Below are 25,209 nucleotides of genomic sequence, written 5' to 3'. Positions count from 1 at the left end.
GCAGGCATCTGTCCCAGATGACGGAACAATAGCAAAAAAGAGGCGGCGCGCCCTCTTGCGCACCGCCTCTTTTTAGATCGTTCGGGCTGGCCGGAGCAATCAGCTTCACGATCAACCGGACTCTTAGCTTAGCTGGCTTCAGCCAGCCTTTTCAGCCAGGACCGTCAGGCCCTTTTCATTCACTTCGGCAAAACCGCCTTCGACCGGAATGATTTCCGGTGCGGCGCCGGCCGATGCGAAAACCTGAATATTGCCGTCGCGCACCGTCGACATGAAGGGCGCATGGCCTTCCAGCACGCCGAAGTCGCCGTCGGTGCCGGGGACGACCACCTGATAGACCTCATCCGAACGGACGAGCTTTTCCGGGGTCACGAGTTCGAAATGCAGTGCCATTTTTTCGATCCTAATCCCCTCCCTTGAAAGGGAGGGGCTAATTTCGTTTAGCTTATGCCGCTTCGGCAGCCAGCTTCTTCGCCTTTTCGACGGCTTCGTCGATGCCGCCGACCATGTAGAAGGCGTTTTCGGGCAGATGGTCATATTCGCCTTCGACCACGGCCTTGAACGACTTCACCGTGTCTTCGATCTGGACGAACTTGCCCGAAATGCCGGTGAAGACTTCGGCGACGTGGAAGGGCTGCGACAGGAACTTCTGGATCTTGCGGGCGCGGGCGACGGTCAGCTTATCTTCTTCGCTGAGTTCGTCCATGCCCAGGATCGCGATGATGTCCTGAAGCGACTTGTACTTTTGCAGGATCGCCTGAACCGCACGGGCGGTTTCATAATGTTCCTGACCCACGACGCGGGGTTCCAGAACGCGGCTGGTCGAATCGAGCGGGTCGACCGCCGGATAGATGCCCAGTTCCGAAATGGCGCGGTTTAGAACGGTGGTGGCGTCAAGGTGCGCGAAGCTGGTGGCAGGCGCCGGGTCGGTCAAGTCGTCCGCGGGGACGTACACGGCCTGAACCGAGGTGATCGAACCCTTGTTGGTCGAAGTAATGCGTTCCTGCAGCGCGCCCATGTCGGTCGACAGGGTCGGCTGATAACCCACGGCCGAAGGAATACGGCCCAGCAGAGCCGACACTTCCGCGCCCGCCTGTGTGAAGCGGAAGATGTTGTCGACGAAGAACAGAACGTCCTGATTTTCGACGTCGCGGAAATATTCGGCGATGGTCAGACCCGACAGGGCGACGCGCGCACGGGCGCCCGGCGGTTCGTTCATCTGGCCATATACCAGCGCAACCTTCGACCCTTCGCTGATGGCGTTGCCGTCGGCGTCCTTGGCGATGACGCCCGCGTCGAGGAATTCGTGATAGAGGTCGTTACCTTCGCGGGTGCGTTCGCCGACGCCCGCGAAGACCGAGGTGCCGCCATGGCCCTTCGCGATGTTGTTGATCAGTTCCTGAATAAGCACGGTCTTGCCCACGCCCGCGCCGCCGAACAGGCCGATCTTGCCGCCCTTGGCATAGGGGGCCAGAAGGTCGATGACCTTGATGCCGGTGACCAGAATGCTGGCGTCCGTCGACTGATCGATGAACTCAGGGGCCTTGGCGTGGATCGGCGAGGTCAGGGTGGTTTCCACCGGACCGCGTTCGTCGATCGGTTCGCCCACGACGTTCAGGATGCGGCCAAGGGTGGCCGGGCCGACGGGCACGCTGATCTGCGCACCGGTGTCGGTGACTTCCTGACCGCGGGTCAGGCCGTCGGTCGAATCCATCGCGATGGTGCGGACGGTGTTTTCACCCAGATGCTGGGCGACTTCCAGAACAAGGCGCTGGCCATTGTTGCTGGTTTCCAGCGCCGAGAGGATCGAGGGAAGTGCATCCGGGAAGGTCACGTCGACGACGGCGCCGATGACCTGCGAAATGCGGCCTACATTGTTGGTGGTTGCCATGACTTATGTCCTTGCCTGCACTTAAAGGGCTTCGGCGCCCGAGATGATTTCGACGAGTTCGGTGGTGATCGCGGCCTGACGGCCACGGTTATACTGGATGTTCAGCTTGTTGATGAGGTCGCCTGCGTTGCGGGTCGCATTGTCCATGGCGGTCATCGACGCGCCCTGTTCCGATGCGTTGTTTTCCAGCAGCGCCTTGAAAATCTGCACCGTCACGTTGCGCGGCAGCAGGTCGTCCAGGATCGCTTCCTCGCTCGGTTCATATTCCACCGTCGCGGCGATCGCATTGCGATCGGCATCGGCCGGGATCTTGACCGGAATGATCTGCTGCTGCGTCGGGATCTGGGCCAGAGCCGACTTGAACTGCGAATAGAAGAGGTGGGCGACGTCGAACTTGCCGTTCAGATACATGTCGGTCAGTTCATGGGCCACGGCCTGCGCCTGCGCAAAGCCGGGTTCCTTGACGCCGGTGGTATCGTAATTCGCCACGATCTTGCCGGGATAGGTGCGGCCGATGACGGCGCGGCCCTTACGACCGATCAGGTAGAATTGCACGGTCTTGCCGTCCAGTTCCAGTTCACGCGCCTTGGCCAGCGCAGCCTTCACGATGTTCGCGTTGAACGCGCCCGCCAGACCACGGTCGCTATTGGCGACGACCAGCAGGTGCACCTGATCCTTGCCGGTGCCGGCCAGCAGCGGCGACGCGCCTTCGCCCGAACCGCCCGCAATCTTCGACGCGAGAGAAGCAACGACTGCTTCCAGACGACTGCTATAGGGGCGGGCGGCTTCGGCAGCGGCCTGCGCTTTGCGCAGCTTCGCGGCGGCGACCATCTGCTTGGCCTTGGTGATCTTCTGCGTCGACTTGATCGAGTCGCGGCGGATCTTCAGTTCTTTCAAGCTGGGCATAATTCAAACATTCCGAGCAAGGGCCAGACGGCCCGCTAGACCAAAGAAACCGACGCCCATGGCGCCTTCGAACCAGCGCATCGCGCTGCTTTGACCGACCTTGCGGCCTGCCTTCACGGCCAGCGCTGCCAGCAGCGCGCACCACAGGAAGCCGAGCGCATAGACGATCGCGATCAGCAGCATCCCCTGCCATGGCGCAGCCGGGCCGGTGCCCACGAACTGGGGCAGGGCGGCCAGAAAGAAGATCGCGACCTTCGGGTTCAGCACGGTGCTGATGAAACCCTGCATGAAGAGCGATCCGCCGATGCGGACCTTTGCCTCAGCCGAAGCAGGCGCGGGTTTGATCGCACCGCGCAGCAGGCCAAGGCCCATCCACGCCAGATAGAGCGCACCCGCGATCTTAACGCCCAAGAACAGCCCCGGCACCGCGTTCAATACGCTGAGGAAGCCGAAGCCGCACAGCAGCATGTAGAACAGGCCGCCCAGCTGGATGCCGCCGATCGCCGCCATCCCCGCCTTCAGCCCGCGGCGCGCTGCGTGACCGGCCACCAACATGGTGTCCGGCCCCGGCAACAGCACCAGACCGATCGACATCACGGTCCAGGCAAAGAGGGATTGGGCGGTCAGCATCGTCTTACGCGAAGGTCTTCCCGAACGTGTCGAGCGCGGCCTTCAGCTTGCCCTTGGCGTCGTCGCCCAGATCCTTGCTGTCGCGGATCGCGGTCAGCACTTCAGGGTGATCGTGACGCAGATAGGCGAGCATCAGTTCTTCGTAACGGGTCACGTCCTTGACGGCGACCTTGTCCAGATAGCCGTTGGTGCCCGCGAAGATCGACGCGGTCTGCTCTTCGAACGGCAGCGGCGAGAACTGGGCCTGCTTGAGCAGTTCGGTCAGGCGCGCACCGCGGTTCAGAAGCTTCTGCGTCGAAGCGTCGAGGTCCGAACCGAACTGGGCGAAGGCCGCCATTTCGCGATACTGGGCCAGTTCCAGCTTGATCGAGCCGGACACCTTCTTCATCGCCTTGGTCTGCGCGGCGGAACCGACGCGCGACACCGACAGGCCGACGTTGATGGCCGGACGGATGCCCTGGTAGAAGAGGTTGGTTTCCAGGAAGATCTGGCCGTCGGTGATCGAGATCACGTTGGTCGGGATGTAGGCCGAAACGTCACCCGCCTGCGTTTCGATGATCGGCAGCGCGGTCAGCGAGCCCGCGCCGTTGGCGTCGTTCATCTTCGCAGCGCGTTCCAGCAGGCGGCTGTGCAGATAGAAGACGTCGCCCGGATAGGCTTCGCGGCCCGGCGGGCGGCGCAGCAGCAGCGACATCTGGCGATAGGCGACGGCCTGCTTGGAAAGGTCGTCATACACGATCACGGCGTGCATGCCGTTGTCGCGGAAGAATTCGCCCATGGTGACGCCGGTATAGGGCGCCAGATACTGGAGCGGAGCAGGTTCCGAAGCGGTCGCGGCGACGACGATCGAATATTCCATCGCGCCATTTTCTTCGAGCTGCTTGACGATCTGCGCGACGGTCGAACGCTTCTGGCCGACGGCGACATAGATGCAGTAGAGCTTCTTGCCTTCGTCGTCGCCTGCGTTGACGCCCTTCTGGTTGATGAAGGTGTCGATCGCGACGGCGGTCTTGCCGGTCTGACGGTCGCCGATGATCAGTTCGCGCTGGCCACGGCCGACGGGGACGAGGGCGTCGATGGCCTTGAGGCCGGTCTGCACGGGTTCGTGCACCGACTTGCGCGGGATGATGCCCGGCGCCTTGACTTCAACGCGCTTGCGTTCGGTGTACTGGATCGGGCCCTTGCCGTCGATCGGGTTGCCAAGGCCGTCCACGACGCGACCCAGCAGGCCCTTGCCGACGGGCACGTCGACGATGGTGCCGGTGCGCTTGACGGTGTCGCCTTCCTTGATTTCGGCGTCCGAGCCGAAGATCACGACGCCGACATTGTCGGCTTCCAGGTTCAGCGCCATACCTTGCACGCCATTGGCGAATTCGACCATTTCGCCCGCCTGGACGTTGTCGAGGCCATGGACGCGGGCGATGCCGTCACCCACGGTCAGCACGGAACCGACTTCGCTCACCTGCGCTTCGGTGCCGAAATTGGCGATCTGGTCCTTGATGACCTTCGAAATTTCTGCGGCGTTGATGTCCATGTCTTAGCCTTTCATGGCCTGTGCGAGCGTATTCAAACGGGTGCGGATAGAAGAATCGATCATCTGGCTGCCGATCTTGACGACCAGCCCGCCCAGAATGGCGGGGTCGACCTTGGCATCGACCGCGACATCGCGGCCGACACGGGCCTTCAGGCTCTTTTGCAGCGCGGTGATCTGGGTCTTGGTCAGGGGATGCGCGCTCGTCACTTCGGCGCGGGCCTCACCCTTGTGATTCGACAGCAGCGTTTCATAGGCGCGGATGACGGCGGGCAACTGGCCCAGACGACGGTTCTGTGCGAGCACGCCCAGAAATTTCGTCGTCAGTCCGTCGGTCCCCATGGAGGATGCGACGGCGGCAATCGTCTTGCCTGCTGCATCCCGGCTCAAAACCGGGCTGTTGATCAGGCCCTTGAAATCCGGGGATTGCGCAATAGCTTGCTTCAGCGCGGCAAGGCTGTCCGCCACCGTGTCGAGCGAATTTACGTCGCGGGCCAGATCGAACAGCGCCACCGCGTAGCGGCCGCTGAGGCTGGCCTGTATGCCGCTGTTTATTTCCACGCGCCTGCGGTCCTCCGTGATTTGCGGGTCATGCAAAAAGAGGGCGCGGTCTGTTACCGTCCCGAGCCCCTGTCGCCCGGCCGGTTAGCAGCGGGATTATGACTATGCAAGTCATGTGACACGATTCCATCGATAGTGCGAAAAACGCCCTATTTGACTGAGTATTTCAGCCACGACGAATCGGTTATTCGGCGGGATCGGCCGGTGCAAGCCGTCCCTTTTGGCAATGATAGACGATCCGTTCATTGGGCTGGGGCGAAAGCAACGTTGTCATATCGTTCTGGAATGTCGAAATCCGCGACAGCAATTCGGATTCGCTGCCGCATCCCTTGATGGGACGTTCCTTCAGCAACGCGCGCGCCTTGTCCATCGTGTCGATGTCGGGCAACCAGCGCTGGACCCGCAGCACGCCGGTCGCCGGGTCGAACTGGCTGCTCGTCACATAATTGGCGTCGTCGGGAACGCTTACACGCTGCCATGCGGTGCCCGATGCGACATATTGGGTGTCGCCATTGACGCACCCGCCATCCGCCCAGCTGAAACCGATGTCATTGGGCTGCGACACGGTCAGGCGGCTGCGATTGATGTCGACCTTGCAGATATTTTCGCCGGTCCATGCAAAGGCGCCATTGCCCACCACGCCCTTGTCTTCGGGCAGTTTCACGCGTTCATCAATGCTGGAAAAGCTGGGGCGCAGGAAGAACAGGCCTAGCGCCGCCAGCAACAACGCGCCGCCGCCGCCTAGGAACCATGTCGCCTGCCGTTCCTTGCCCTGATTGTAGAACAGGCCGCCCGCGCCAAGGCCCAGTACGGCGAGGGCGAGCAGTACGGCGGCGCCCGCCATGGCATTTTCGCGCGCGGTGATGACGTCGCGTTCCGCCGCGTCGCGGGCGCGGGCCAGTTCCTGTTCGCGCGCGTCGGCGCTGGCGCGGCTCTTCTGTTCGGTCGCCTGCGATTCGCGCTGGGTGATGCTGGCTTCGGCGGCGTCCGCTTCGGCCATCGACCGGCACGGGACGATGGTGTGCAGCGACGACACGCCCGCCTGCCGCAGGAAGGATGCGACCTCCCGCCATGACACCGCGAATCCGAATTCGGCATCATTGCCGTCCGATACCGAACCGAAACTGTTGACGCCCAGCACCCGGCCGCAATCGTCGGCCAGCGGCCCGCCGCTGTTCCCTGCGGCCAGCGGCGCGGTATGCAGCACCGTGTCGAAACTCTGGCTCGCCCGGCCCGAAGAGATAGTACCGCTGGTCTTCACCGTCGCCAGCGGCTCGACCAGCTGCTTGAGGCCAAGGCCCTGCGCCCGATCGACGGTCCCTGGATAGCCGATGGCGGTCACATGCTGTCCGTCGGTCACCGCGCCGGCATAGAATGTCGAAACCGGCAACCGCCCTTCTTCCAGCTGGATCAGCGCCAGATCGTTGCCGGGCGAATAGGCGATGATGCGGCCGCCATAGGTTTTGGTGCCTTCGGACGGGATGACGCCGATGACGAGATTTTTTTCCGCGCGCGCCAGTTCCACGACATGGGCGTTGGTCAGCACCTTGTCCGGCGCGACGGCAAAGCCGCTGCCATGGCCCACGAAATAGGCGTCCGATCCATCTGTGGCGACCAGCGCGACACGCACCACCCCGCGCGCGGCGGCGGCGATGTCCTGCTGTTCGGCATGGAGCGATGCAGGCGCGGCCAGCATGAGCAGGGAGCCAAGGATCGGGGCGAAGCGGCGAGACAGGATGACCATAGGTGCGCGCATCAATATTGCATGGCGCGCGCGGCGCAATGCGGAAAAAGGTGAAATGCTTTGAACGCAAGGCGCGGGAAGCATGGTGGCGCCCGCCCATCTATAGCATAGGATCATGAACCAGATGACCCGCATTCCCGCCACCATGCCCGATCAGGATGCCTGTTGGGACGCCTTTCTGGCCCGCAACCGGGCGATGGACGGGCGTTTCGTCGGCTGCGTCGCGACCACCGGCATCTATTGCAAGCCCAGCTGCGCCGCGCGCCATCCCAAACGGGAAAACATGACCTTCCTGCCCGATCCGGCGGCGGCGCGGGCGGCGGGCTATCGCGCCTGCCTGCGCTGTCGCCCCGATGAGGTCGGGCGCGATCATGTCGCGGTACAGCGGGCCATCGCCTTTATCGAAGGGGCAGGGGACGTGCCGTCGCTGGAGACGATCGCCGCCCATGCTGGCTATGCCCCGCATCATTTCCATCGCCTGTTCAAACGGGAAACCGGCCTGACCCCGGCGGCCTTCGCGCGCGGTGTGCGGGCGGCGCGGCTGAAGGATGCGCTGGCCGGGCAGGGCAGCGTGACGGACGCCATCTATGCGGCGGGCTATAATGCCGCCAGCCGCGCCTATGCCGACGCGCAGCAGCATCTGGGCATGACGCCCAGCGCATGGAAGGATGGCGGGCGCGGCGTCACCATCCGCTGGCGGACGATCGACAGCCTGTTGGGACTGATGCTGGTGGCGGCCACGGATAAGGGGCTGTGCCGGATCAGCTTTGATGAAGGGGAGGCGGCCTTGCGCGCCCGTTTCCCGCATGCCGATCTGCAACCCGCCGATGCAGCGCTGGATGCGATGGCGGCGCGGGTCGTGGCGCTGGTGGATGATCCCGCTTCGGGCGCGGACCTACCGACCGATGTTCATGGCACCGCGTTTCAGCAGGCGGTCTGGGCCGCGCTGCGCGCTATCCCACCGGGCGAAACGCGCAGCTATGGCGACATTGCCGCCGCCATCGGCCGCCCCGGCGCGGTCCGTGCTGCAGGGACGGCCTGTGGCGGCAACAACCTCGCCATCCTCATCCCATGCCATCGCGTGGTGCGGGGGGATGGCAGCCCCGGCGGATATGCATGGGGCGCCGATCGCAAACGGGCGCTCCTCGCACGGGAGGGCGGCGCATAGCGCAAGGCCCGGTCCAGTACGATCGATCCTGCGCCAAAGCGCGGATAACCGACTTTGTACCTTTCCATCCCCCGTCATCGCGGACAGAATGAATTGATAAGTCGGGGGAAAAAATGCGATTCTGGACGAAGGCGCTGATTGCGACGGGCGTGGCGCTGGCCAATATGGGGACCGCGCAGGCCGCCTGGTATCAGGCACAGACCCGGCATTTCACCGTGTATAGCGAGGGGAATGACGAACGGCTGCGCGACTTTGCCGAACGGCTGGAGAAATTCGATTTCCTGTTGCGCCGCCTGACCGGCGTCACCAGCCCGGATCAGGGCAGCCCGGTCAAGGTCTATCTTCTGTCCAGCGAGGGGAAGGTGAAGGAACTGGCCCGCAACCCCAATATCGCGGGCTTTTACACGACGTCGGAACGTTCCGCCTACGCCTTCCTCTCCCGTGGCGGCAAAACCCATAAATTCGACGTCGGAGCGGAGGAAATCCTGTTCCACGAATATGCGCATCATTTCATGCTGCATCATTTTCCGGCCGCCTATCCCGCCTGGTATGTGGAAGGGTTCGCGGAATTTTTCTCCGTCGTGAAATTTCAGAAGGACGGGTCGATCCAGTTCGCCCATATCCCCATGGCGCGGGTGCCGGGGCTGGTGCTGGGGCAACCCTATCCGCTCAAACAGCTGTTTGCCCGCACGACCGATGGGCTGAACCTGCGCGACGGCGACCGCTATTATGGGACGGCATGGCTGCTCACCCATTATTATTTTCAGAACAAGACCGCCTACACCGCTGCCATGTCGCGCTATCTCAACGATCTGACGGGTGGCGTGAAGGATGTGCAGGCGGACAGCTATTTCGATGGCGGGCTGGACGGGCTGGAAACGGAGCTGAAGGCCTATATGAAACGCCGCATGACCATGTCGGTCATGAAACCGCAGGAAATGGCCATCGGCACGATCGCGGTGGAGCCGGTCGATCCGGCGCAGGGCGCGCTGATCGAGGATGAGCTGCATGTGACGCACCGGCCCAAGCCGGAGGATATGCCCGGCCTCATCCAGTCGATCCGCGCGACGCAGGCGAAATATCCCGACAGCGCCTATGCGCTCGCCCTGCTGGCGGAGGCGGAATGGACGGCGGAACAGAAGGACGCGGCGCTAGCCGATGCGGATCGTGCCATCGCGATCGATCCGAACTCGGCCCGCGCCTATGCCGTCCGGGCCAGGGTGCTGCTGGAACGTGCGCATGACAACGACCGGGAAGAAGACTGGAAGGCGGCGCTGACATCCATCGTGCGCGCGAACCGCGCCGATACCGAAGATCCGGTGCCGCTCGCTTTATTCTACCGCTATCATGCGATGCGCGGCGGGAAAATGCCCGACATCGGCTATGATGGCCTTTACAAGGCGTTCAGCCTGTTGCCGCAAAGCCCCAATTACCGGTTCCAGATTGCCCATGCCATGGCCGGGCGGGGCGAATATGCGGCGGCATCGACCCTGCTCGATCCCATCGCTTTTTCCCCGCATGATTCGGGAATGCGGCAGGCGGCGCTGCGCATCAAGGCGGGGCTGGACAAACAGGCCGCGCGCAAGGCCGCCGGGCAGGTCACGGACGATGCAGAGGATGACAATCCCGAACCCCCATCGTGATCGCATCGTGCCGCGCCAGTGAAGGATTCTCCCGGTGGTGCGGCACGGGCCGACCAGCCTGGCTCTCACATGAAACTGTAAGGATCGACGTCCACCGCCACCCGCGTTCCCGATTTCCAGGCGAGATTGCCCAGCCATTCGCGGATCGCCGCCTGCACATCCACCTGCCGCGTGGCGTGGACCAGCAGCCGGTGCCGGTGCCGCCCGCGCAGCACGGACAGCGGCGCGGGGGCGGGACCGTACACGCGCATCCCCTCTATCACGGGCGCGGACTTGCCGATCAGGCGCGCGGTCTGCGCGGCCTCGTCCGCATCCTCGCTCGATATGATGATCGCGGCGAACCGGCCGAATGGCGGGGCGTTGGCGCGCCGCCGGTTCTCCGTTTCCACGGCATAGAAACGCTCGGTATCGCCCTCGATCAGCGACTGGATCACCTCGCTGTCCGGCATCCGCGTCTGGATGAACACCTTGCCCGGCTTTTCGCCGCGCCCGGCACGCCCGGCGACCTGCACGATCTGCTGGAAGGTCCGCTCCGCCGCGCGCAGATCGCCTCCTTCCAGCCCCAGATCGGCGTCGATCACCCCCACCAGCGTCAGGTTGGGGAAATGATAGCCCTTTGTGATCAATTGCGTGCCGACGATGATGTCGACATCGCCCGCCTCCACCGACTTCACGAAATCGGCGGCGCGGGCGGGGGACCAGAGCGTGTCCGACGTCGCGATGGCGGTGCGCGCCTGTGGCCACAGCGCCTTCACCTCGTCCGCGATCCGCTCCACGCCGGGACCGCACGCGACCAGCGAATCCTCTTGCCTACAGTCGGGGCAGGCGCGCGGCGCGGGCACGACATGCCCGCAATGGTGGCAGGCCAGCCGATGCGTCAGCCGATGTTCGACCATCCACGCCGTGCAATTGGGGCATTTGAAGCGATAGCCGCAATGGCGGCACAGTGTCAGCGGTGCATAGCCCCGGCGGTTGAGGAACAGCAGGCTCTGCTCCCCCTTCGCCATCACCTCATCGATGGCGGCGACCAGCGGCGGGGCGATCCAGCGGCCCCGTTCGGGTGGATCGGTCAGCAGGTTGATCCCCTCGATCGCGGGCATTTCCGCCCCGCCATAACGCGACGGCAGCTTGATTTCGGCGTATCGGCCCAGTTCCACCTGATGCCGGGTTTCGATGGCGGGCGTGGCCGACGCCAGGATGACGGGGAATTTTTCGATCAGGCCGCGCATCACCGCCACGTCGCGGGCATGATAATGGACGCCGTCTTCCTGCTTGAAGCTCGCCTCATGCGCTTCATCCACGACGATCAGGCCCAGATTGGGATAGGGCAGGAACAGCGCCGACCGCGCGCCCACCACCACCTGCGCCTGCCCCGACGCGATGGCGCGCCATGCCCGCCGCCGCTCGCTCTGCCGCAGCCCGCTATGCCAGTTGACCGGCACCGTGCCGAACCGCTTTTCAAACCGCTCCAGAAAGGGTTCGGTCAGCGCGATTTCGGGCAGCAGGACCAAAGTCTGCCGGTCGGCCCGGATCGCCGCCGCAATCGCCTCGAAATAGACTTCCGTCTTGCCGGACCCGGTAACGCCGTCCAGCAGGAAGGGCGCGAAATCATGCGCGCGCACCGCATCGGCCATCTGCCCCGCCGCCGCCGTCTGCGCGTCCGACAGGGCGGGCGGCGCATGGTCCGGATCGGGCATGGGGAAGGGCGTATCGACGCTGACCTCGACCGGTTCGAAAATATCCTGCTTGATAAGGCCGCGGATCACCGCGTCGCTGACCCCGCCGATCATCGCCAGTTCGCGGATCAGGCCCTGCCGATCGCCGATCCGCTCCAGCGCCTGTGCGCGCTGCTCGGTCATCCGGTCGGGCACGGCGCCAGTGGCGCGATATTCGATCACCGTGCGCGCTCCCTCCAGCGCGGCCATGGACGACAGCGCCATGCGCAGCACGGCGGCAGGCGGGCTGAGATAATAATCCGCCGTCCATTCGATCAGCCGCCGCAATGTTGCGGGCAGGGGCGGGGCGTCCACCACCTCCATCAGGTTGCGCAGGCGATTGTCGCCGACCGTGTCGATGTCGGGGAAACTATCTTCTTCCCATACGACGCCGATCAGCTGGCGTGGCCCCAGCGGCGCGACGACGATGCTGCCGGGCTGCACCGACATGCCGTGCGGCACCCGATAATCGAGCGGCCCAAGGGCAGCGTTCAGGATCAGGACACGGGCGCGCGAAGACATGCCCCTGTCCTTATAGCGCTGGGCGCAGCGCGCAATCCTCTGTCGGTCAGAGCCGCCAGCTGAGCGTCAGCCAGGGAATGTGCGACACGACGTCCGGCCGGCCGTCACGCAAATTCTGCTGCCGCATATGCCGCATATAAAGCATCTGCGCGTCCAGTATCTTGCCCAGCGAACGGCGCAGGCCGATCTGCTGCCGCATCATGGCCAGGCCGGTCTTGTCATTCGCCCGCGCGCGGTTGAGGTGGAAGAAGATTTCTCCCGCCGCGATCACCGTCCATCGCTTGGCCCGGTCGACCGCCACGCTCGCCTGCACCCGTTGCCGCAATCGCCAGCTTGGGGTGTCGGCAGTGTCGAAGAAACGCTGCTCCATCCGCGTGTGGGCCAGCCATATGCCCTTGCTCAGGATCGCTTCCTGAAACAGGCGCAATTCCTGATCATCCTCGCTCTTCAGATAGGCGAAACCGCCGCCCATCTGCACAAGCGGCGCGATCTGGCGGTCCAGCGCGACGCGCGCCAGAAACTGCTCCCCGCCGCTGCGCGCATCGGATCGCAGCCGCTGGCTCGAATCGATGGTCAGTGTGTTGGCGTCGTCGATGCGGATCGTTGCCAGTTCGCTCACCCATGCCTGGCTTTCCTGCGTTGCGGCGCGTGCGGGCATCGATAATGGCGCAAGCAGGCACAGCGCGCCGATCAGGCGCGCACAGGGCAAACGGGGCATGTCTGGTCCTTTGGAAAGGTGCCCGCGCCCTAATCCGGCCCGATGGCATATGCAATTGTTACAGCGCAAAGATAGAAAATCCGCCCGCCAGCCGCTAAAGGGACGCGATTCGTCCTATCCCGGAGTCCTTCCATGAAATTCTTCGTCGACACTGCCGACACCGCTGAAATCCGCGATCTGGCCGCCACCGGCCTGCTTGATGGCGTGACCACCAACCCGTCGCTGATCGCGAAGTCGGGCCGCCAGTTCCTGGAAGTCGTGGCCGAAATCTGCGGCATCGTGGACGGCCCGGTGTCCGCCGAAGTCGTGGCGCTCGACCATGAAACCATGATGAAGGAAGCCGAAGTCCTGCGCACAATCGCGGACAATGTCTGCATCAAGGTGCCGCTGACCATCGACGGCCTCAAAACCTGCAAGGCGCTGACCGATGATGGTACGCAGGTCAATGTGACGCTCTGCTTCTCGGCCAATCAGGCGCTGCTGGCGGCAAAGGCTGGCGCGACCTTCATTTCGCCCTTCGTCGGCCGTCATGACGATAATGGTTTCGACGGCATGGCGCTGATCGGCGACATCCGCCTCATCTACGACAATTATGGTTTCGACACCGAAATTCTGGTCGCGTCGGTCCGTCACCCGATCCATGTGCTGGAAAGCGCGCGCATCGGCGCCGATGTGATGACCGCGCCGCCCGCCGTCATCAAGATGCTGTCGAAGCATGTGTTGACCGACAAGGGCCTCGAAGGCTTCGCCGCCGACTGGGCGAAGACGGGTCAGACCATTTTGTAAGAGAAAAGCACCGGCCCGACCTCTCACCCTGTGGGAGGTCGGGTAGGAGCAGCCGCCTCACGTCGCCGGACCCGAAAGACCATCGGAACCGGCGCCCATCTTTATCTGCCCCTCATTCCGCTGACGTCGATGCGGGTTCGGATTGGCGGGATTGCGGCTCGTACAGTTCCATCTGTCCCAGTTTCATCAGGCTTTCCGGCAACGCGAACGCCTGTTTCCGTACGGCGGCAATATGATCGGCGGTGCGCAGCGTCAGCGCGGCGATGGTCAGCGTGGGGTTGGCCCATCCCCCCGTCGGAAAGACGGACGACCCGACGATATAGAGGTTGGCGATGCCATGCACGCGGCCAACGCCATCGACCACGCCCGTCCGGGGGCTGTGCGACATGCGGGTGGTGCCCATATGGTGATAGCCGCCAATGGCATGGGCCGACACCCGATCGTCGCTATGCCATGGGATGGCGTCGTCCATCAGCCATGGCGCGGGCGACACCGTGCCGATGCCCAGTCGCGCAAATTCGCGGCCGACGGTATCGACCAGCACCGCGACACTGCGCTTGTCGATGTCGGACAATCGCCAGTCCAGCCTGACCTTCGGGACGCCCAGCGCATCGGTCGCCCGGTCCAGCATGATCCGGCTGTCGGGATTGGGCGCCTGTTCCGCCCGTACCGACAGCGTCAGTTCCAGCTTCCCCATCCTGTGCAGCAACCATGGGCGCAGTGGATCGACGGCACGCTGCGCCGCGGTCACCATCGCCTTCGTGCCCAGCCACAGGGCGCGGTTGCGGCGATTGGGCGCCAGCCTGTGCTTGGCATGGCTATAGGCCCGCATGCCCAGAAACGGGCGGTCATGTTCGGGCTGGCGGGCCGCGATGGTCAGCGAACTGTTCAATATCCCATGGCTCCGCTGGACCTGCTCGCTCGCGGTGATCAGGGCGGCGACATCCTGATCGTCCACCCGGTGCCGCTTGCCGAACAGGCGCAGCAGCGGCCAGGCCCGGTCGCTGTCGACCCGCCCACCGCGCGTGTGCGGATGCTCCATGAAGAACCGCCCGACCAGCCCGTGGCCGTTGCCCAGCCCGTCCTCGCTCAGCGACCGGGATGCAAGCAGCATGCGCGCATTTTCGATGCCGCCCGTCGCCAGCATCAGCACGCGTGGCCGCACCATCAGCTGACGACCCGTCAGCGATTTCGCCACGACGCAATCGACCGACCGACCATGGGCATGGGGGCGGATGTCGGTGACCGTGGCATGGGTGAACAGGGTGCAGCGCGGATGGTCGATGACGTCGCGACAATGGCGCATGGTGAAACGATCCTGCCGTGGATCGAACGACCAGATCGGCATGTTGATCCTGTCGCGGTCGAATGCCGGAACCGGCAACCCTGCTTCGTTCAGGTCGCGGCTGATCGGCATCCATGGGTTCAGGCCGAATGCGGATCGCGCCAGTTCATAATAGGGTTCCAGTTCGTCCCACCGGATCGGCCAGCCCGAATGGGGTATCCATGACCGTACCTCCAGATCGATGGGGGACAGTTCGGCGCATCTGCGGCCCCATATCGCGCTGGTCCCGCCGAAAAAGCGCAGCCGCGCGTCGCGCAGCGAATAATAGGGGCGCCCGTCGCACGCCCCGTCGTTCAGCTCTGCGGTCCTGCTTTCATAATCTCCCCCGCCGCTTTCCAGCAGCGTGACGTCGCATCCCGCCGCCAGCAGCCGTCGCGCGGCGGTGATGCCTGCAATGCCCGTTCCGACGATGCAGATTTCGGTGTGATGGAAATTGAGCGGACTGCTTGCCGTGGCGAGGTCGATCATATGGCTCTCCTGCGGAAGGACGTCGGGCTGAAAAGCAGAAGACCAGTTACGCGCCACGGTCGGAATCAGGTGATGGGGCAGAATGACCTATACGGATGGACAGGCGCTTTATCCCCATGTCCGGGCGTTGCCGCGCCGGGCGATCCGCCATTGGCATGGGGTCGATTGGACGTCCGTATAGTGGCCCGACATCAGCGGCTTGGCGACTGTGGCGCGCACATCATCCTCTGGAGCGCCTCCATGACCAGCACCGCCACATTCTCGCTATCGGGTGAAGATCGGGACTATCCCGTCCTGTCCGGAACGGTCGGACCCGATGTCGTCGACATCCGCAAATTCTACGGTCAGACCGACAATTTCACTTATGATCCCGGCTTCACCTCCACCGCGTCCTGCCGGTCGGCGCTGACCTATATCGACGGTGGGGAAGGGGTGCTGCTGCATCGCGGCTATCCCATCGGCGAACTGGCCGAACAGGCGAACTTCATGGAGGTAGCCTATCTGATGCTGAACGGCGAACTGCCGTCGCAGGGCGAACTGGGCGACTTCGTTTCCACGATCACCATGCACACGATGTTGCATGAACAGCTGGCCAGCTTCTACCGCGGTTTCCGCCGCGACGCGCACCCCATGGCGGTCATGTGCGGGGTGGTCGGCGCGCTGTCGGCCTTCTACCCGGATTCGACCAATGTGCATGATCCCGCACAACGGCTGGTCGCCAGTCACCGGCTGATCGCCAAAATGCCGACGATCGCGGCCATGGCCTATAAATACAGCATCGGTCAGCCCTTCCTCTATCCCGACAATTCGCTGTCCTATGCGGGCAATTTCCTGCGCATGACCTTCGGCGTGCCTGCCGAACCCTATGAAGTGAACCCGGTGGTGGAAAAGGCGATGGATCGCATCTTCATCCTCCACGCCGACCATGAACAGAATGCGTCCACATCGACCGTTCGCCTGGCCGGTTCGTCGGGGGCCAATCCCTTTGCCTGCATGGCGGCGGGCATCGCCTGTCTGTGGGGGCCGGCGCATGGTGGCGCCAATGAAGCCGCGCTCAACATGCTGCGGGAAATCGGCACGCCCGACCGGATCGCCCATTATATCGATCGCGCGAAGGACAAGGATGATCCGTTCCGGCTGATGGGCTTTGGCCATCGCGTCTATAAAAATTACGATCCCCGCGCGACCGTGATGCAAAAAACGGTGCGCGAAGTGTTCGACAGCCTGAAGGTCAGTGACCCACTGTTCGAAACCGCCCTGCGACTGGAGGAAATCGCGCTCAGCGATCCCTATTTCATCGAAAAGAAACTGTTCCCCAATGTGGATTTCTATTCGGGCATCATCCTGTCCGCGATCGGTTTTCCCACCACCATGTTCACCGCGCTGTTCGCGCTGGCCCGCACGGTCGGCTGGGTTGCCCAGTGGAACGAGATGATCACCGATCCCGATCAGAAGATCGGCCGTCCGCGCCAGCTGTATGTCGGCCCGGCGCAGCGCAGCTTCGTCCCCATCGGCGACCGCTGATCGCGCGTCGCGCATCAGGTAAACGGGGCGGCGATCATCGGATCGTCGTCCCGTCCAACCTAGACGTTCGGTTGATTGGCGCGATACCCGCCGGTGCCTACCGCGCTTTCCGTCCAGCAATGACAAGAGGATGCCGTCATGTCCGTTTATTCCCGCATCGCGCATGCCGGTTTCCGCAGCAGGATCATGCCGGCGGCGCAGGCGGCCGAACTGATCGGGTCTGGCGACACCGTGGGCATGAGCGGCTTTACCGGGTCGGGATACCCAAAGGCCGTGCCGATGGCGCTCGCCGAACGGATAGAGGCGGAACGCGCCGCTGGTCGGCCGTTCCGCATCAGCGTATGGACCGGCGCGTCCACCGGGCCTGAACTGGACGGCGCTCTGGCAAAGGCCGACGGCATCGAATTTCGCCTGCCCTACAATAGCGATCCGATCGCGCGGGAACGGATCAACAAGGGCGAAATGAACTATTTCGACATGCATCTCAGCCAGGTCGCGCCCATGGCGTGGCAGGGTTTTCTGGGCAATCTGGACGTCGCCGTGGTGGAAGTGACCGCCATTCGGGACGATGGCGGGCTGGTCCCGTCCTCGTCCATCGGCAACAACAAGACATGGCTCGATCGCGCGAAGAAAGTGATTTTAGAAGTCAATCGCTGGCAAAATCCCGCGCTGGAGGGGATGCACGACATCTATTACGGTACTGCGCTGCCGCCTTATCGCGTGCCGATCCCGCTGGTACGTCCCGATGATCGCATCGGCAGCGCCTATCTGCGCGTCGATCCGGACAAGGTGGTGGGTGTGGTCGAAACCGACGTGCCCGATCGCAATCTGCCGTTCGCCGCGCCCGATGCTGCCGCCAACGCGATCGCTGGACATCTAATGGAATTTTTCCGGCATGAAGTCGCCCGCAAACGGCTGCCCGCGTCGCTGCTGCCGATCCAGTCGGGCGTCGGCAATGTCGCCAACGCCGTGCTGTCGGGCCTGGTCGACAGCCCCTTCGACGATCTGACGGCCTATACGGAGGTGATCCAGGACGGCATGCTGGACCTGCTGGATTGCGGCAAGCTGCGCATGGCGTCGGCTACCGCATTCTCGCTCAGTCCGCAGGCGGCGGAACGCATCAATACGGGGATGGAGCGCTATCGCGACCGCATGATCCTGCGCCCGCAGGAAATCAGCAATCATCCCGAACTGATCCGGCGGCTGGGCTGCATCGCGATGAACGGCCTTATCGAAGCGGACATTTATGGCGCGGTCAATTCCACCCATGTCATGGGTTCGCGTATTCAGAACGGGATCGGCGGATCGGGCGATTTCGCCCGCAACGCCTATATCTCCATCTTCATGACGCCATCGACCGCGAAGAACGGGCAGATTTCGGCCATCGTGCCGCAGGTCAGCCATGTCGATCATATCGCGCAGGATGTGCAGATACTGGTCACGGAACAGGGGCTGGCGGACCTGCGCGGCCTCAGTCCAAAGGAACGGGCGCGCCTGATCATCGCTCATTGCGCCCATCCCGATTTCCGCCCGATGCTGACCGATTATTTCGAACGCGCACTCAGGGGTTCCTACGGGCTTCAGTCCCCCTCGCTGCCGGATGAGGCGCTGTCGTGGCATTACCGCTTCATGACGACCGGCAGCATGCGTCCCTGATCATGGAGATCGGACGCTGAAAACGGGGCGCAATCGGCGTTCCGTTTTCAGCGTCCGGCTTCTGTCCGCGCATTGCAGCCGCCATATCATGGTCTGGAAAAGGGAGCGGGCTGGACAGCTATCGGGGCGGAAAGGCCAGCCCGCTCAGAGACGCAAGGTCAAAACGCACCAGAGGTCTGGGAGAGGGTCTGACCTCCGGGCGTGCCATCCTTCTATCATTGCGCCGCAGCAACGCCGATCAGCCGCAGGTCAACCCCTGCTCATCTGATGGTCTAGGCGATGCGAAACCTCCCAATTCAGGCGTCGATCAGATCCGCATGCCGCACATCGCCAGCATGATCGCGGTGGACAGCAGCGCGGCGAACGCGATGCCCGCGCCCCAGATGCGGTTCGCCGTCATACGCTGTGCGCCATGGGCCAGCATCACGACCCGCAGCCCGGAAAACAGATGTCCCACGATCAGGAAGATCGCGAGTGCATAATGGGGGATCAGGCGGATGCTCCACGGATCGTGGATCAGGCCGTTGGGCGCGCCGGTCGCGAAATCCCACCCGGTCGGGATGCCATAAAACCACCGGGCAAAGGTGAAGACCGAATTCATATGCCCCAATATGTAGACGGACAGGAAAAATCCGGAAGCGACCTGAAATATCCTGTGGAAATCGAGCCGCCTTGCGCTCCATCGCCATGCCAGCATCAGGCCGGTGACCACCTGAAACAGCATCGCGGCGACCAGAACCGGTTCCACGAAGGACGATCGATAGACCATGCGCCCCACGTCCATGACGGCGGCATGCGCTGCCTGTCCTTTCCATGCGAACATATGGTTGGTCAGGTGGAATGCGACGAAGACGACAAGGATCGCCGCCGTAACCCCGTGCACGACACGCAGGGCAGGGGATGGCGCGCGCCAAGCGCCCGCTTCGCCGCCTGCCGGTACGCATGCCGTATAGGCGATGGCCAGTCCCCAGATGATCGCCCAGGCGGCTTCATCGGGCAGCGGGCTGGACAGCAGGAATTTCCACACGCCGATGAAGCAATAGATGGTCGGCGCGACCACGGTCGCATAGGCCAGCCGGCGGGCGCGGATTTCAAAGGCCGGGCTGACCCCCGGCGCCATGGGCGCCTTTGCGATGCGGACAAATCCGTAAAGCGGCACGGCGAACATGAGAGTCAACATCGCTGTCGCAACGATGATGCGGCTTTCGGTCACCGACGATCCGGGCAGGCCGACCGCCCAGTGAAAACCATCGACGAACAGCGGATAGAACAGCGCGAATATCGCCGGCGCGACGGCCGATACCACCGCACTGCGGCCGGACCGGACGGACCGACCGACGGATGCTGTTTCGATGAAGGCGGTCATCTTTGACCCTTTCCTGTTTCTGGCCTGCTTCTGGCGGAACGGCGGCGCGCGCCAACGGTCCATCCGCCGCGCACGGTCCACTTTGGCATGACGTCATTGCCACGGCGGGGTGATGTTTGCGCTCATACGCTGGTCTAGCGGAGCGATGACCTATGCTTTCGTATAGAGGGATTTGCCCTGCGAAGGATCGCGGTCTTCATCGCGCGGCGATAGGGTTTCGATGCCGGGTTTGCGGCCGTGGCGTCGTCTGACGGCATGGCTGCATCCCCAGAAGGTCGCGCCATAACAGGTCGAAGAGGAATGACATGCACAGGATCAGCGAAATTACGGCAGAATATGACATCCGGTCCTGCATTCCGGTCATGCGGGAATTGCGCCCGCATCTCGATCCCGACGACGGCGTGGTGGTCGAACGTTTCAAACGGCAGATGGCCAGCGGGTATACATTGCTCGCTCTGCTGGACGGCGATGACGTCCTTGCGCTCGCGGGTTACCGGCATCTGGACAATCTGCTGTTCGGCCAGTTCATCTATATCGACGATCTGGTGGTCGCGCCCGATGCGCGGCGGCAGGGGCATGCCGAAACCATGCTGAACGCCGTGCGCGACATCGCCGTGGCGGCGGGCTATGCCTTCGTCACGCTCGATACCGCCATTTCCAACGTCGGCGCGCAGAAAGTCTATGAACGCTGCGGTTATGAAAAGGTCGCCTTTCACCTGATCCAGCGTCTCAACCCCTAACGCAGCACATGGTCACGCGGCGCCGCGACGGACGCCAGCGTGGCAAAGCCGACGCCGGTGATGATCAGGCTGATGATGGTTTCGCCCAGCATCATCTGCATCAGGCCGAACAGCATCAGTGCGATCAGCGCCAGCACCAGCCATGCCAGCATCTTGGGCCGTCTGGCCCGCTGCGCTGCGGTCTTGCGCAATATCGTCTGCTGCACCAGATCGGCCTGCTCCAGCGTATATCCGGCGTCGACAAGGCGGCGCAGCGTCAGCGGATCGACCTTGTTGCGCACGCGGAAGATGATGGAAAAACGGCGCAGCTCCTCCAGCCGGTCGTTGGCCAGCCGGTTCAGTTTTTCCGTCCGCATCAGGTGCGGCATCGAAAAATGCCAGCGCGGGGCGCCGGTGATGGACGCCACCGGGTCCGTCAGCGAAAGGCCGATCACCGACAGTTCGAGCGGGGACAGCTCCGCTGGTCTGCGCGCCGCGGACATGGCAGGGGCATGATCGTCAGAGGGGATAAAGTCGGTGCGTTCGGCGTCGATGACGCTGCTGTCGAAAAATTCCATGATGACCTCCCGTCGGTCCGGACTGGTCCCCGACCGCGCTGGCGATCGGGGAGCCGGTCCTGTCGGGCGCGGGCAGCGCCCGGCGGTTGTCAGAAGTGGTAGGCGACGCCGACCAGAGCCTGATGACGCTGGAACTTGGCATCGCCCCCGCCCAGATCGCTGTAGCGATATTCGACACGGGCGGAGACCTTGTCGGTCAGCATCCGTTCGACGCCGCCGCCGACCGACCAGCCGTCGAAATTATCCTTGCCATAACGCGTTGCGGTGGCGTCGTTGATGCGGACCGAAGCACGCAGATTTTCATAGCCGCCACGCACATAGACCAGCGTCTTGTCGTTGACGAGGTAACCGGCACGCACGCCCACATCAAACGTATATTCCGGGTCGATGCTGGCCAGCGTGCCGCCGCCCGACCGGGTCGCCTGATCGTCGAAGCCCATGCTGAAACCAGCTTCGCCCGACAGCACGATCTTGTCCGTGACCTTGTAATTATAACCGGCGAAGATGCCTGCGGTCGCCGAATCCTTGGACGTATGGACATTGGCGATGCCGACGTCGGTATCGGCCGAACCGACCTTGTTCTTGTTCCAGCCTGCTTCGATGCCGGCATAGGGGCCCTGGAATGCTTCCTGAGCGGCGGCCGGGGTGGCGATGGCCAGCACGGCGGCGATGGCGGTGGGGGCGGATGCGATGATGGTCTTCATGGGACTTCCCTTTCTTTTGCCGTCCGGATCCCGCTTGCGGGTTCCGGGCGATGGTTGCCGTCGGGGCTGGCGCACCATGGATCGCGAGAGCGAAGGCCATCCTCTGCGAAAGCGCATTCAGCGCGATCGCCTGATCGATCCGGCCTTGTCCTGTGTCCTTTGCGATAACGTCGCCTGACGCATCCTAGGTAGTCCCGTCATCGGGATAATATTATCGGCCACAATGCCATGTGATTGATGCTGGAAAGTGAGGAATAGCCAGCAGATGCCATGGGATTGCGGGAGCGGCGGCATATGCGCCGCTCCCGCAGGCTCTTATTTGCGGATGAACGCCAGAATATCGGGATTCAGCACATCGGCATGGGTGGTCAGCATGCCGTGCGGATAGCCCTTATAGACTTTCAACTCGCCATTTTTCAGCAGCTTGATCGCCAGCTGCGCCGAATCCGCGATCGGCACGATCTGATCGTCATCGCCATGCATCACCAGCACCGGCACATTGATCGCCTTCAGATCTTCGGTGAAATCGGTTTCGGAAAAAGCCTTGATGCAATCATAATGGGCTTTGGCGCCGCCCATCATGCCCTGACGCCACCAGTTGTCGATCGTGCCCTGCGTCACCTTGGCGCCCGGACGATTGAAACCGTAGAAAGGACCGCTGGGGACGTCAACGTAGAATTGCGCGCGGTTCGCGGCCAGCGCAGCCCGGAAGCCGTCGAACACCGACAGGGGCAGGCCGCCCGGATTCTTGTCCGTCTTCAGCATGATGGGCGACACCGCACCGACCAGCACGGCCTTGGCCACGCGGCCCGGCTGGGCCTTGGCGACATAGCGGGCGACTTCGCCGCCGCCGGTCGAATGGCCGATATGCACCGCCTTGTGCAGGTCCAGATGCGCCGTCAGTTCCAGCAGATCCTGCACATAGGTGTCCATGTCGTTGCCGCTGTCGGTCTGGGTCGACCGGCCATGGCCGCGCCGGTCATGGGCGATTACGCGAAAGCCCTTTTCGCGGAAGAACAGCATCTGCGTGTCCCAGTCGTCCGCACTCAGCGGCCATCCGTGATGAAACACCACCGGCTGCAGATCCTTCGGACCCCAATCCTTGTAGAAGATGCGGGTCCCGTCCTTGGTCGTGAAATTATCCATGGTCATGTCTCCTGTGGTGGATGAAGCCTGTGTCGTGGCGGCCGTGGCCACCATGGGTGCAGCGGAAAGCGCCAGTCCCGCGACGGCCATGCTGCCCAGCACGTCGCGGCGATTGGCGGTCGGCCAGGCCGGATTTTCGGACTCGTCTATGTGCGTCATTATCATAAACTCCCTTCCCGGAAGAATGGCGGTGCGGACATGGCCGAAGCAACGGCCATGATGCGCCGAAATCCGCCGCGCTCCCGGTCGCGGACGGTCGACGGACGATCAGGATGAAAACCGGCGGCCCGCATATCGCTGTCGTTGACCGGGGTGGCGTCATCATCGGGGTGCCGTGGTGACGCTGCCGGAAATGAGAATAGGCAAGTCGCCCAATGCCTTCGAGCCGCAGAAGGGCGAGGCGTCATCATACCGTGGGATAGGCTGGCCGCGCGATGTCCGCAGGCCATGCACGCAACGGGCGGTTACGCCATCTGCTGTCGTTGCCATCCATGATGTAATGGGCGGACCGGGCTGGGGTCAGGCCGGTCCGCCCAAATCACTGCACATGCCGAAGGGGCGGTCGACAGTGCAGCAAGCTCGGGATGCAGGGTTGGGGAGGGAAGTCCCGAGCAGGGAAAATATGATCGGATCGCTGTGTTGCGGCCATTAACCAAGCAGGCAGCGCGCGCCATCCGATGGTATAGTTCAGGCCGCCAGCTTCTTGCCGAAGACCGCGTCCGCGTCGATGGCCTGAATGCCGTCTGCGGTCACCTGTTCGGCGCGCGCCGGATTAGCCAGCCCATCCATATAGATGAATTTCAGGTCGTCGATGCCGATGGTCGACAGCACGTCCTGCAAATATCCGGAAAGATGATCGGGCTGAAGGCGGCGGGGACCGGACACGATGCCGCCCGCAGTCACGACGATCATCGTCGGCCGATCCTGCAAAAAGCCGGTCTTCACGCCATCGATCGGCGCGAAGCTGCGGCCATAACGCAACACGAAATCGATCCACACCTTGAGCGCTGCGGGCACGGTATAATTGTGCATAGGCGTCGCGATGATGACATAGGCGGCCGCTTCCAGTTCGCAGATCAGTTCTTCCGACAGGGCGAAAGCCGCAGCGTCATGCGAATGGCCGCCGATGATCGCATCGGCATAATCGGAATGAATGGTGGCGCTGGCGAGCGCGGACAGGTCGCGCTGAACCAGCGTGAGCGACGCATCTTTCGACTGGAGGTTCGCCACGGCCTGCATGGCCAGCTGCGCGCCACGCGACGCGGCGCCATAGGGGCTGGCGGTGATGAGGAGAATGGAGGACATTGGAATCTCCCTGTCCGGATCAATCGGTTTAATCGGTCGACCGGACCGTCCTGGACTTCACCGGACGGTCCATGCCGGGACGTCAGGCCAGATTGGCCTTGTCGAGGCCAAAGGCCTTGTCCTGCGAACCGGGAACCGACCGGAAGGCGATTGATGCGCGGTTCCATGCGTTGATGACCATCACCTGATAGGTCAGCTGCACGATTTCATCTTCCGAAAACTGGCCGCGGACGTCGTTATAGATTTCGTCCGACACGCCTTCGGGGGCGATTTTGGTCAGTGCTTCAGTCCATTCCAGCGCGGCGCGTTCGCGATCGCTGAACAGCGTCGATTCGCGCCAGATCGCAACGTGGTACAGGCGCAGTTCGCGTTCGCCGTGCAGCTTCGCCTGCTTGACATGCATGTCGAGACAGAAGGCGCAGCCATTGAGCTGAGATGCACGGATTTCGACCAGGCTCAGGATGGTTTCGTCGACGCTACCCTTCTTGAGGGCAAAGGTCAGCTCCACCAGCTTCTGGGTGAGGGCGGGGTTCTGCTTCATGTGATCGAGACGTTGGGTCATGTCGTCATACTCCTTTGCATC

General features: G+C 63.2%; 22 protein-coding genes. 6 read left to right on the top strand and 16 right to left on the bottom strand.

Annotation, left to right across the window (positions count from 1 at the left end; genetic code table 11):
* Positions 1-138: 138 nt before the first annotated feature.
* From ACOJSJ_RS11990 to ACOJSJ_RS11960, 7 genes are all read right to left on the bottom strand, one after another.
* The gene (locus ACOJSJ_RS11990; RefSeq protein ID WP_420145211.1) at positions 139-393 is read right to left on the bottom strand and encodes an ATP synthase F1 subunit epsilon; all 255 of its coding nucleotides are present in this window, start codon (positions 391-393) and stop codon (positions 139-141) included.
* 52 nt (positions 394-445) lie between these two features.
* The gene (atpD, locus tag ACOJSJ_RS11985) at positions 446-1,891 is read right to left on the bottom strand and encodes a F0F1 ATP synthase subunit beta (RefSeq protein ID WP_420145210.1); all 1,446 of its coding nucleotides are present in this window, start codon (positions 1,889-1,891) and stop codon (positions 446-448) included.
* 21 nt (positions 1,892-1,912) lie between these two features.
* The gene (locus ACOJSJ_RS11980; RefSeq protein ID WP_420145209.1) at positions 1,913-2,797 is read right to left on the bottom strand and encodes a F0F1 ATP synthase subunit gamma; all 885 of its coding nucleotides are present in this window, start codon (positions 2,795-2,797) and stop codon (positions 1,913-1,915) included.
* 3 nt (positions 2,798-2,800) lie between these two features.
* Positions 2,801-3,427, bottom strand: coding sequence for a LysE family translocator (locus ACOJSJ_RS11975; protein WP_420145208.1), 627 nt, complete (start codon positions 3,425-3,427; stop codon positions 2,801-2,803).
* A gap of 4 nt (positions 3,428-3,431) precedes the next feature.
* The gene (atpA, locus tag ACOJSJ_RS11970; protein ID WP_420145207.1) at positions 3,432-4,961 is read right to left on the bottom strand and encodes a F0F1 ATP synthase subunit alpha; all 1,530 of its coding nucleotides are present in this window, start codon (positions 4,959-4,961) and stop codon (positions 3,432-3,434) included.
* 3 nt (positions 4,962-4,964) lie between these two features.
* On the bottom strand, positions 4,965-5,519 hold the full coding sequence (locus ACOJSJ_RS11965) for a F0F1 ATP synthase subunit delta (protein ID WP_420145206.1): 555 nt from the start codon (positions 5,517-5,519) through the stop codon (positions 4,965-4,967).
* A 184-nt stretch (positions 5,520-5,703) separates the two neighbouring features.
* On the bottom strand, positions 5,704-7,263 hold the full coding sequence (locus ACOJSJ_RS11960) for a S1C family serine protease (RefSeq protein WP_420145225.1): 1,560 nt from the start codon (positions 7,261-7,263) through the stop codon (positions 5,704-5,706).
* Positions 7,264-7,378: 115 nt separating this feature from the next.
* Between ACOJSJ_RS11960 and ada the strand changes: the two genes are divergently transcribed.
* The gene (gene ada / locus ACOJSJ_RS11955) at positions 7,379-8,431 is read left to right on the top strand and encodes a bifunctional DNA-binding transcriptional regulator/O6-methylguanine-DNA methyltransferase Ada (RefSeq protein WP_420145205.1); all 1,053 of its coding nucleotides are present in this window, start codon (positions 7,379-7,381) and stop codon (positions 8,429-8,431) included.
* Between the two features lie 113 nt (positions 8,432-8,544).
* Positions 8,545-10,074: a hypothetical protein gene (locus ACOJSJ_RS11950; protein WP_420145204.1), complete on the top strand. Its 1,530-nt coding sequence runs from the start codon at positions 8,545-8,547 to the stop codon at positions 10,072-10,074.
* Between the two features lie 65 nt (positions 10,075-10,139).
* Here the strand turns inward: ACOJSJ_RS11950 and ACOJSJ_RS11945 are convergent, their stop codons facing one another.
* Together ACOJSJ_RS11945 and ACOJSJ_RS11940 are read right to left on the bottom strand one after the other, a co-directional pair.
* On the bottom strand, positions 10,140-12,311 hold the full coding sequence (locus tag ACOJSJ_RS11945; RefSeq protein ID WP_420145203.1) for a primosomal protein N': 2,172 nt from the start codon (positions 12,309-12,311) through the stop codon (positions 10,140-10,142).
* Between the two features lie 46 nt (positions 12,312-12,357).
* Positions 12,358-13,029, bottom strand: a complete 672-nt coding sequence (locus ACOJSJ_RS11940) for a DUF2490 domain-containing protein (RefSeq protein ID WP_420145202.1) — start codon at positions 13,027-13,029, stop codon at positions 12,358-12,360.
* Between the two features lie 132 nt (positions 13,030-13,161).
* Between ACOJSJ_RS11940 and fsa the strand changes: the two genes are divergently transcribed.
* Positions 13,162-13,815, top strand: coding sequence for a fructose-6-phosphate aldolase (gene fsa, locus ACOJSJ_RS11935; protein ID WP_420145201.1), 654 nt, complete (start codon positions 13,162-13,164; stop codon positions 13,813-13,815).
* Between the two features lie 112 nt (positions 13,816-13,927).
* On the opposite strand, the gene ACOJSJ_RS11930 is transcribed toward fsa, so the two are convergent.
* Positions 13,928-15,628, bottom strand: coding sequence for an FAD-dependent oxidoreductase (locus ACOJSJ_RS11930; protein ID WP_420145200.1), 1,701 nt, complete (start codon positions 15,626-15,628; stop codon positions 13,928-13,930).
* Positions 15,629-15,868: 240 nt separating this feature from the next.
* Between ACOJSJ_RS11930 and ACOJSJ_RS11925 the strand changes: the two genes are divergently transcribed.
* Complete coding sequence (locus tag ACOJSJ_RS11925; RefSeq protein WP_420145199.1) at positions 15,869-17,152, top strand: citrate synthase; 1,284 nt, start codon at positions 15,869-15,871, stop codon at positions 17,150-17,152.
* Positions 17,153-17,290: 138 nt separating this feature from the next.
* Positions 17,291-18,808 (top strand): acetyl-CoA hydrolase/transferase family protein, encoded by a 1,518-nt coding sequence (locus tag ACOJSJ_RS11920; protein WP_420145198.1) that lies wholly within the window; start codon positions 17,291-17,293, stop codon positions 18,806-18,808.
* Positions 18,809-19,115: 307 nt separating this feature from the next.
* Here the strand turns inward: ACOJSJ_RS11920 and ACOJSJ_RS11915 are convergent, their stop codons facing one another.
* Entirely contained in the window at positions 19,116-20,174 is a 1,059-nt protein-coding gene (locus ACOJSJ_RS11915) for a hypothetical protein (RefSeq protein ID WP_420145197.1), read from the bottom strand.
* Positions 20,175-20,479: 305 nt separating this feature from the next.
* On the opposite strand from ACOJSJ_RS11915, the gene ACOJSJ_RS11910 reads away from it, so the two are divergent.
* Complete coding sequence (locus ACOJSJ_RS11910) at positions 20,480-20,914, top strand: GNAT family N-acetyltransferase (protein WP_420145196.1); 435 nt, start codon at positions 20,480-20,482, stop codon at positions 20,912-20,914.
* On the opposite strand, the gene ACOJSJ_RS11905 is transcribed toward ACOJSJ_RS11910, so the two are convergent.
* From ACOJSJ_RS11905 to ACOJSJ_RS11885, 5 genes are all read right to left on the bottom strand, one after another.
* Complete coding sequence (locus ACOJSJ_RS11905) at positions 20,911-21,471, bottom strand: hypothetical protein (RefSeq protein WP_420145195.1); 561 nt, start codon at positions 21,469-21,471, stop codon at positions 20,911-20,913. The two genes, ACOJSJ_RS11910 and ACOJSJ_RS11905, sit on opposite strands and share 4 nt — an antisense overlap.
* Before the next feature lie 89 nt (positions 21,472-21,560).
* A complete protein-coding gene (locus ACOJSJ_RS11900; protein ID WP_420145194.1) occupies positions 21,561-22,175 on the bottom strand; it encodes an outer membrane protein in 615 nt (204 codons plus the stop codon).
* Between the two features lie 315 nt (positions 22,176-22,490).
* Positions 22,491-23,321, bottom strand: coding sequence for an alpha/beta fold hydrolase (locus tag ACOJSJ_RS11895; RefSeq protein ID WP_420145224.1), 831 nt, complete (start codon positions 23,319-23,321; stop codon positions 22,491-22,493).
* Positions 23,322-24,008: 687 nt separating this feature from the next.
* Positions 24,009-24,626, bottom strand: a complete 618-nt coding sequence (locus ACOJSJ_RS11890) for an FMN-dependent NADH-azoreductase (RefSeq protein ID WP_420145193.1) — start codon at positions 24,624-24,626, stop codon at positions 24,009-24,011.
* Positions 24,627-24,708: 82 nt separating this feature from the next.
* Entirely contained in the window at positions 24,709-25,188 is a 480-nt protein-coding gene (locus ACOJSJ_RS11885) for a carboxymuconolactone decarboxylase family protein (RefSeq protein WP_420145192.1), read from the bottom strand.
* Between the last annotated feature and the right edge of the window lie 21 nt (positions 25,189-25,209).

Source organism: Sphingobium sp. (assembly GCF_048594625.1).
GTDB lineage: Bacteria > Pseudomonadota > Alphaproteobacteria > Sphingomonadales > Sphingomonadaceae > Sphingobium.
Note: the sequence above shows the minus strand (reverse complement) of the source record. Positions and strands in the feature narration are given on the sequence as shown.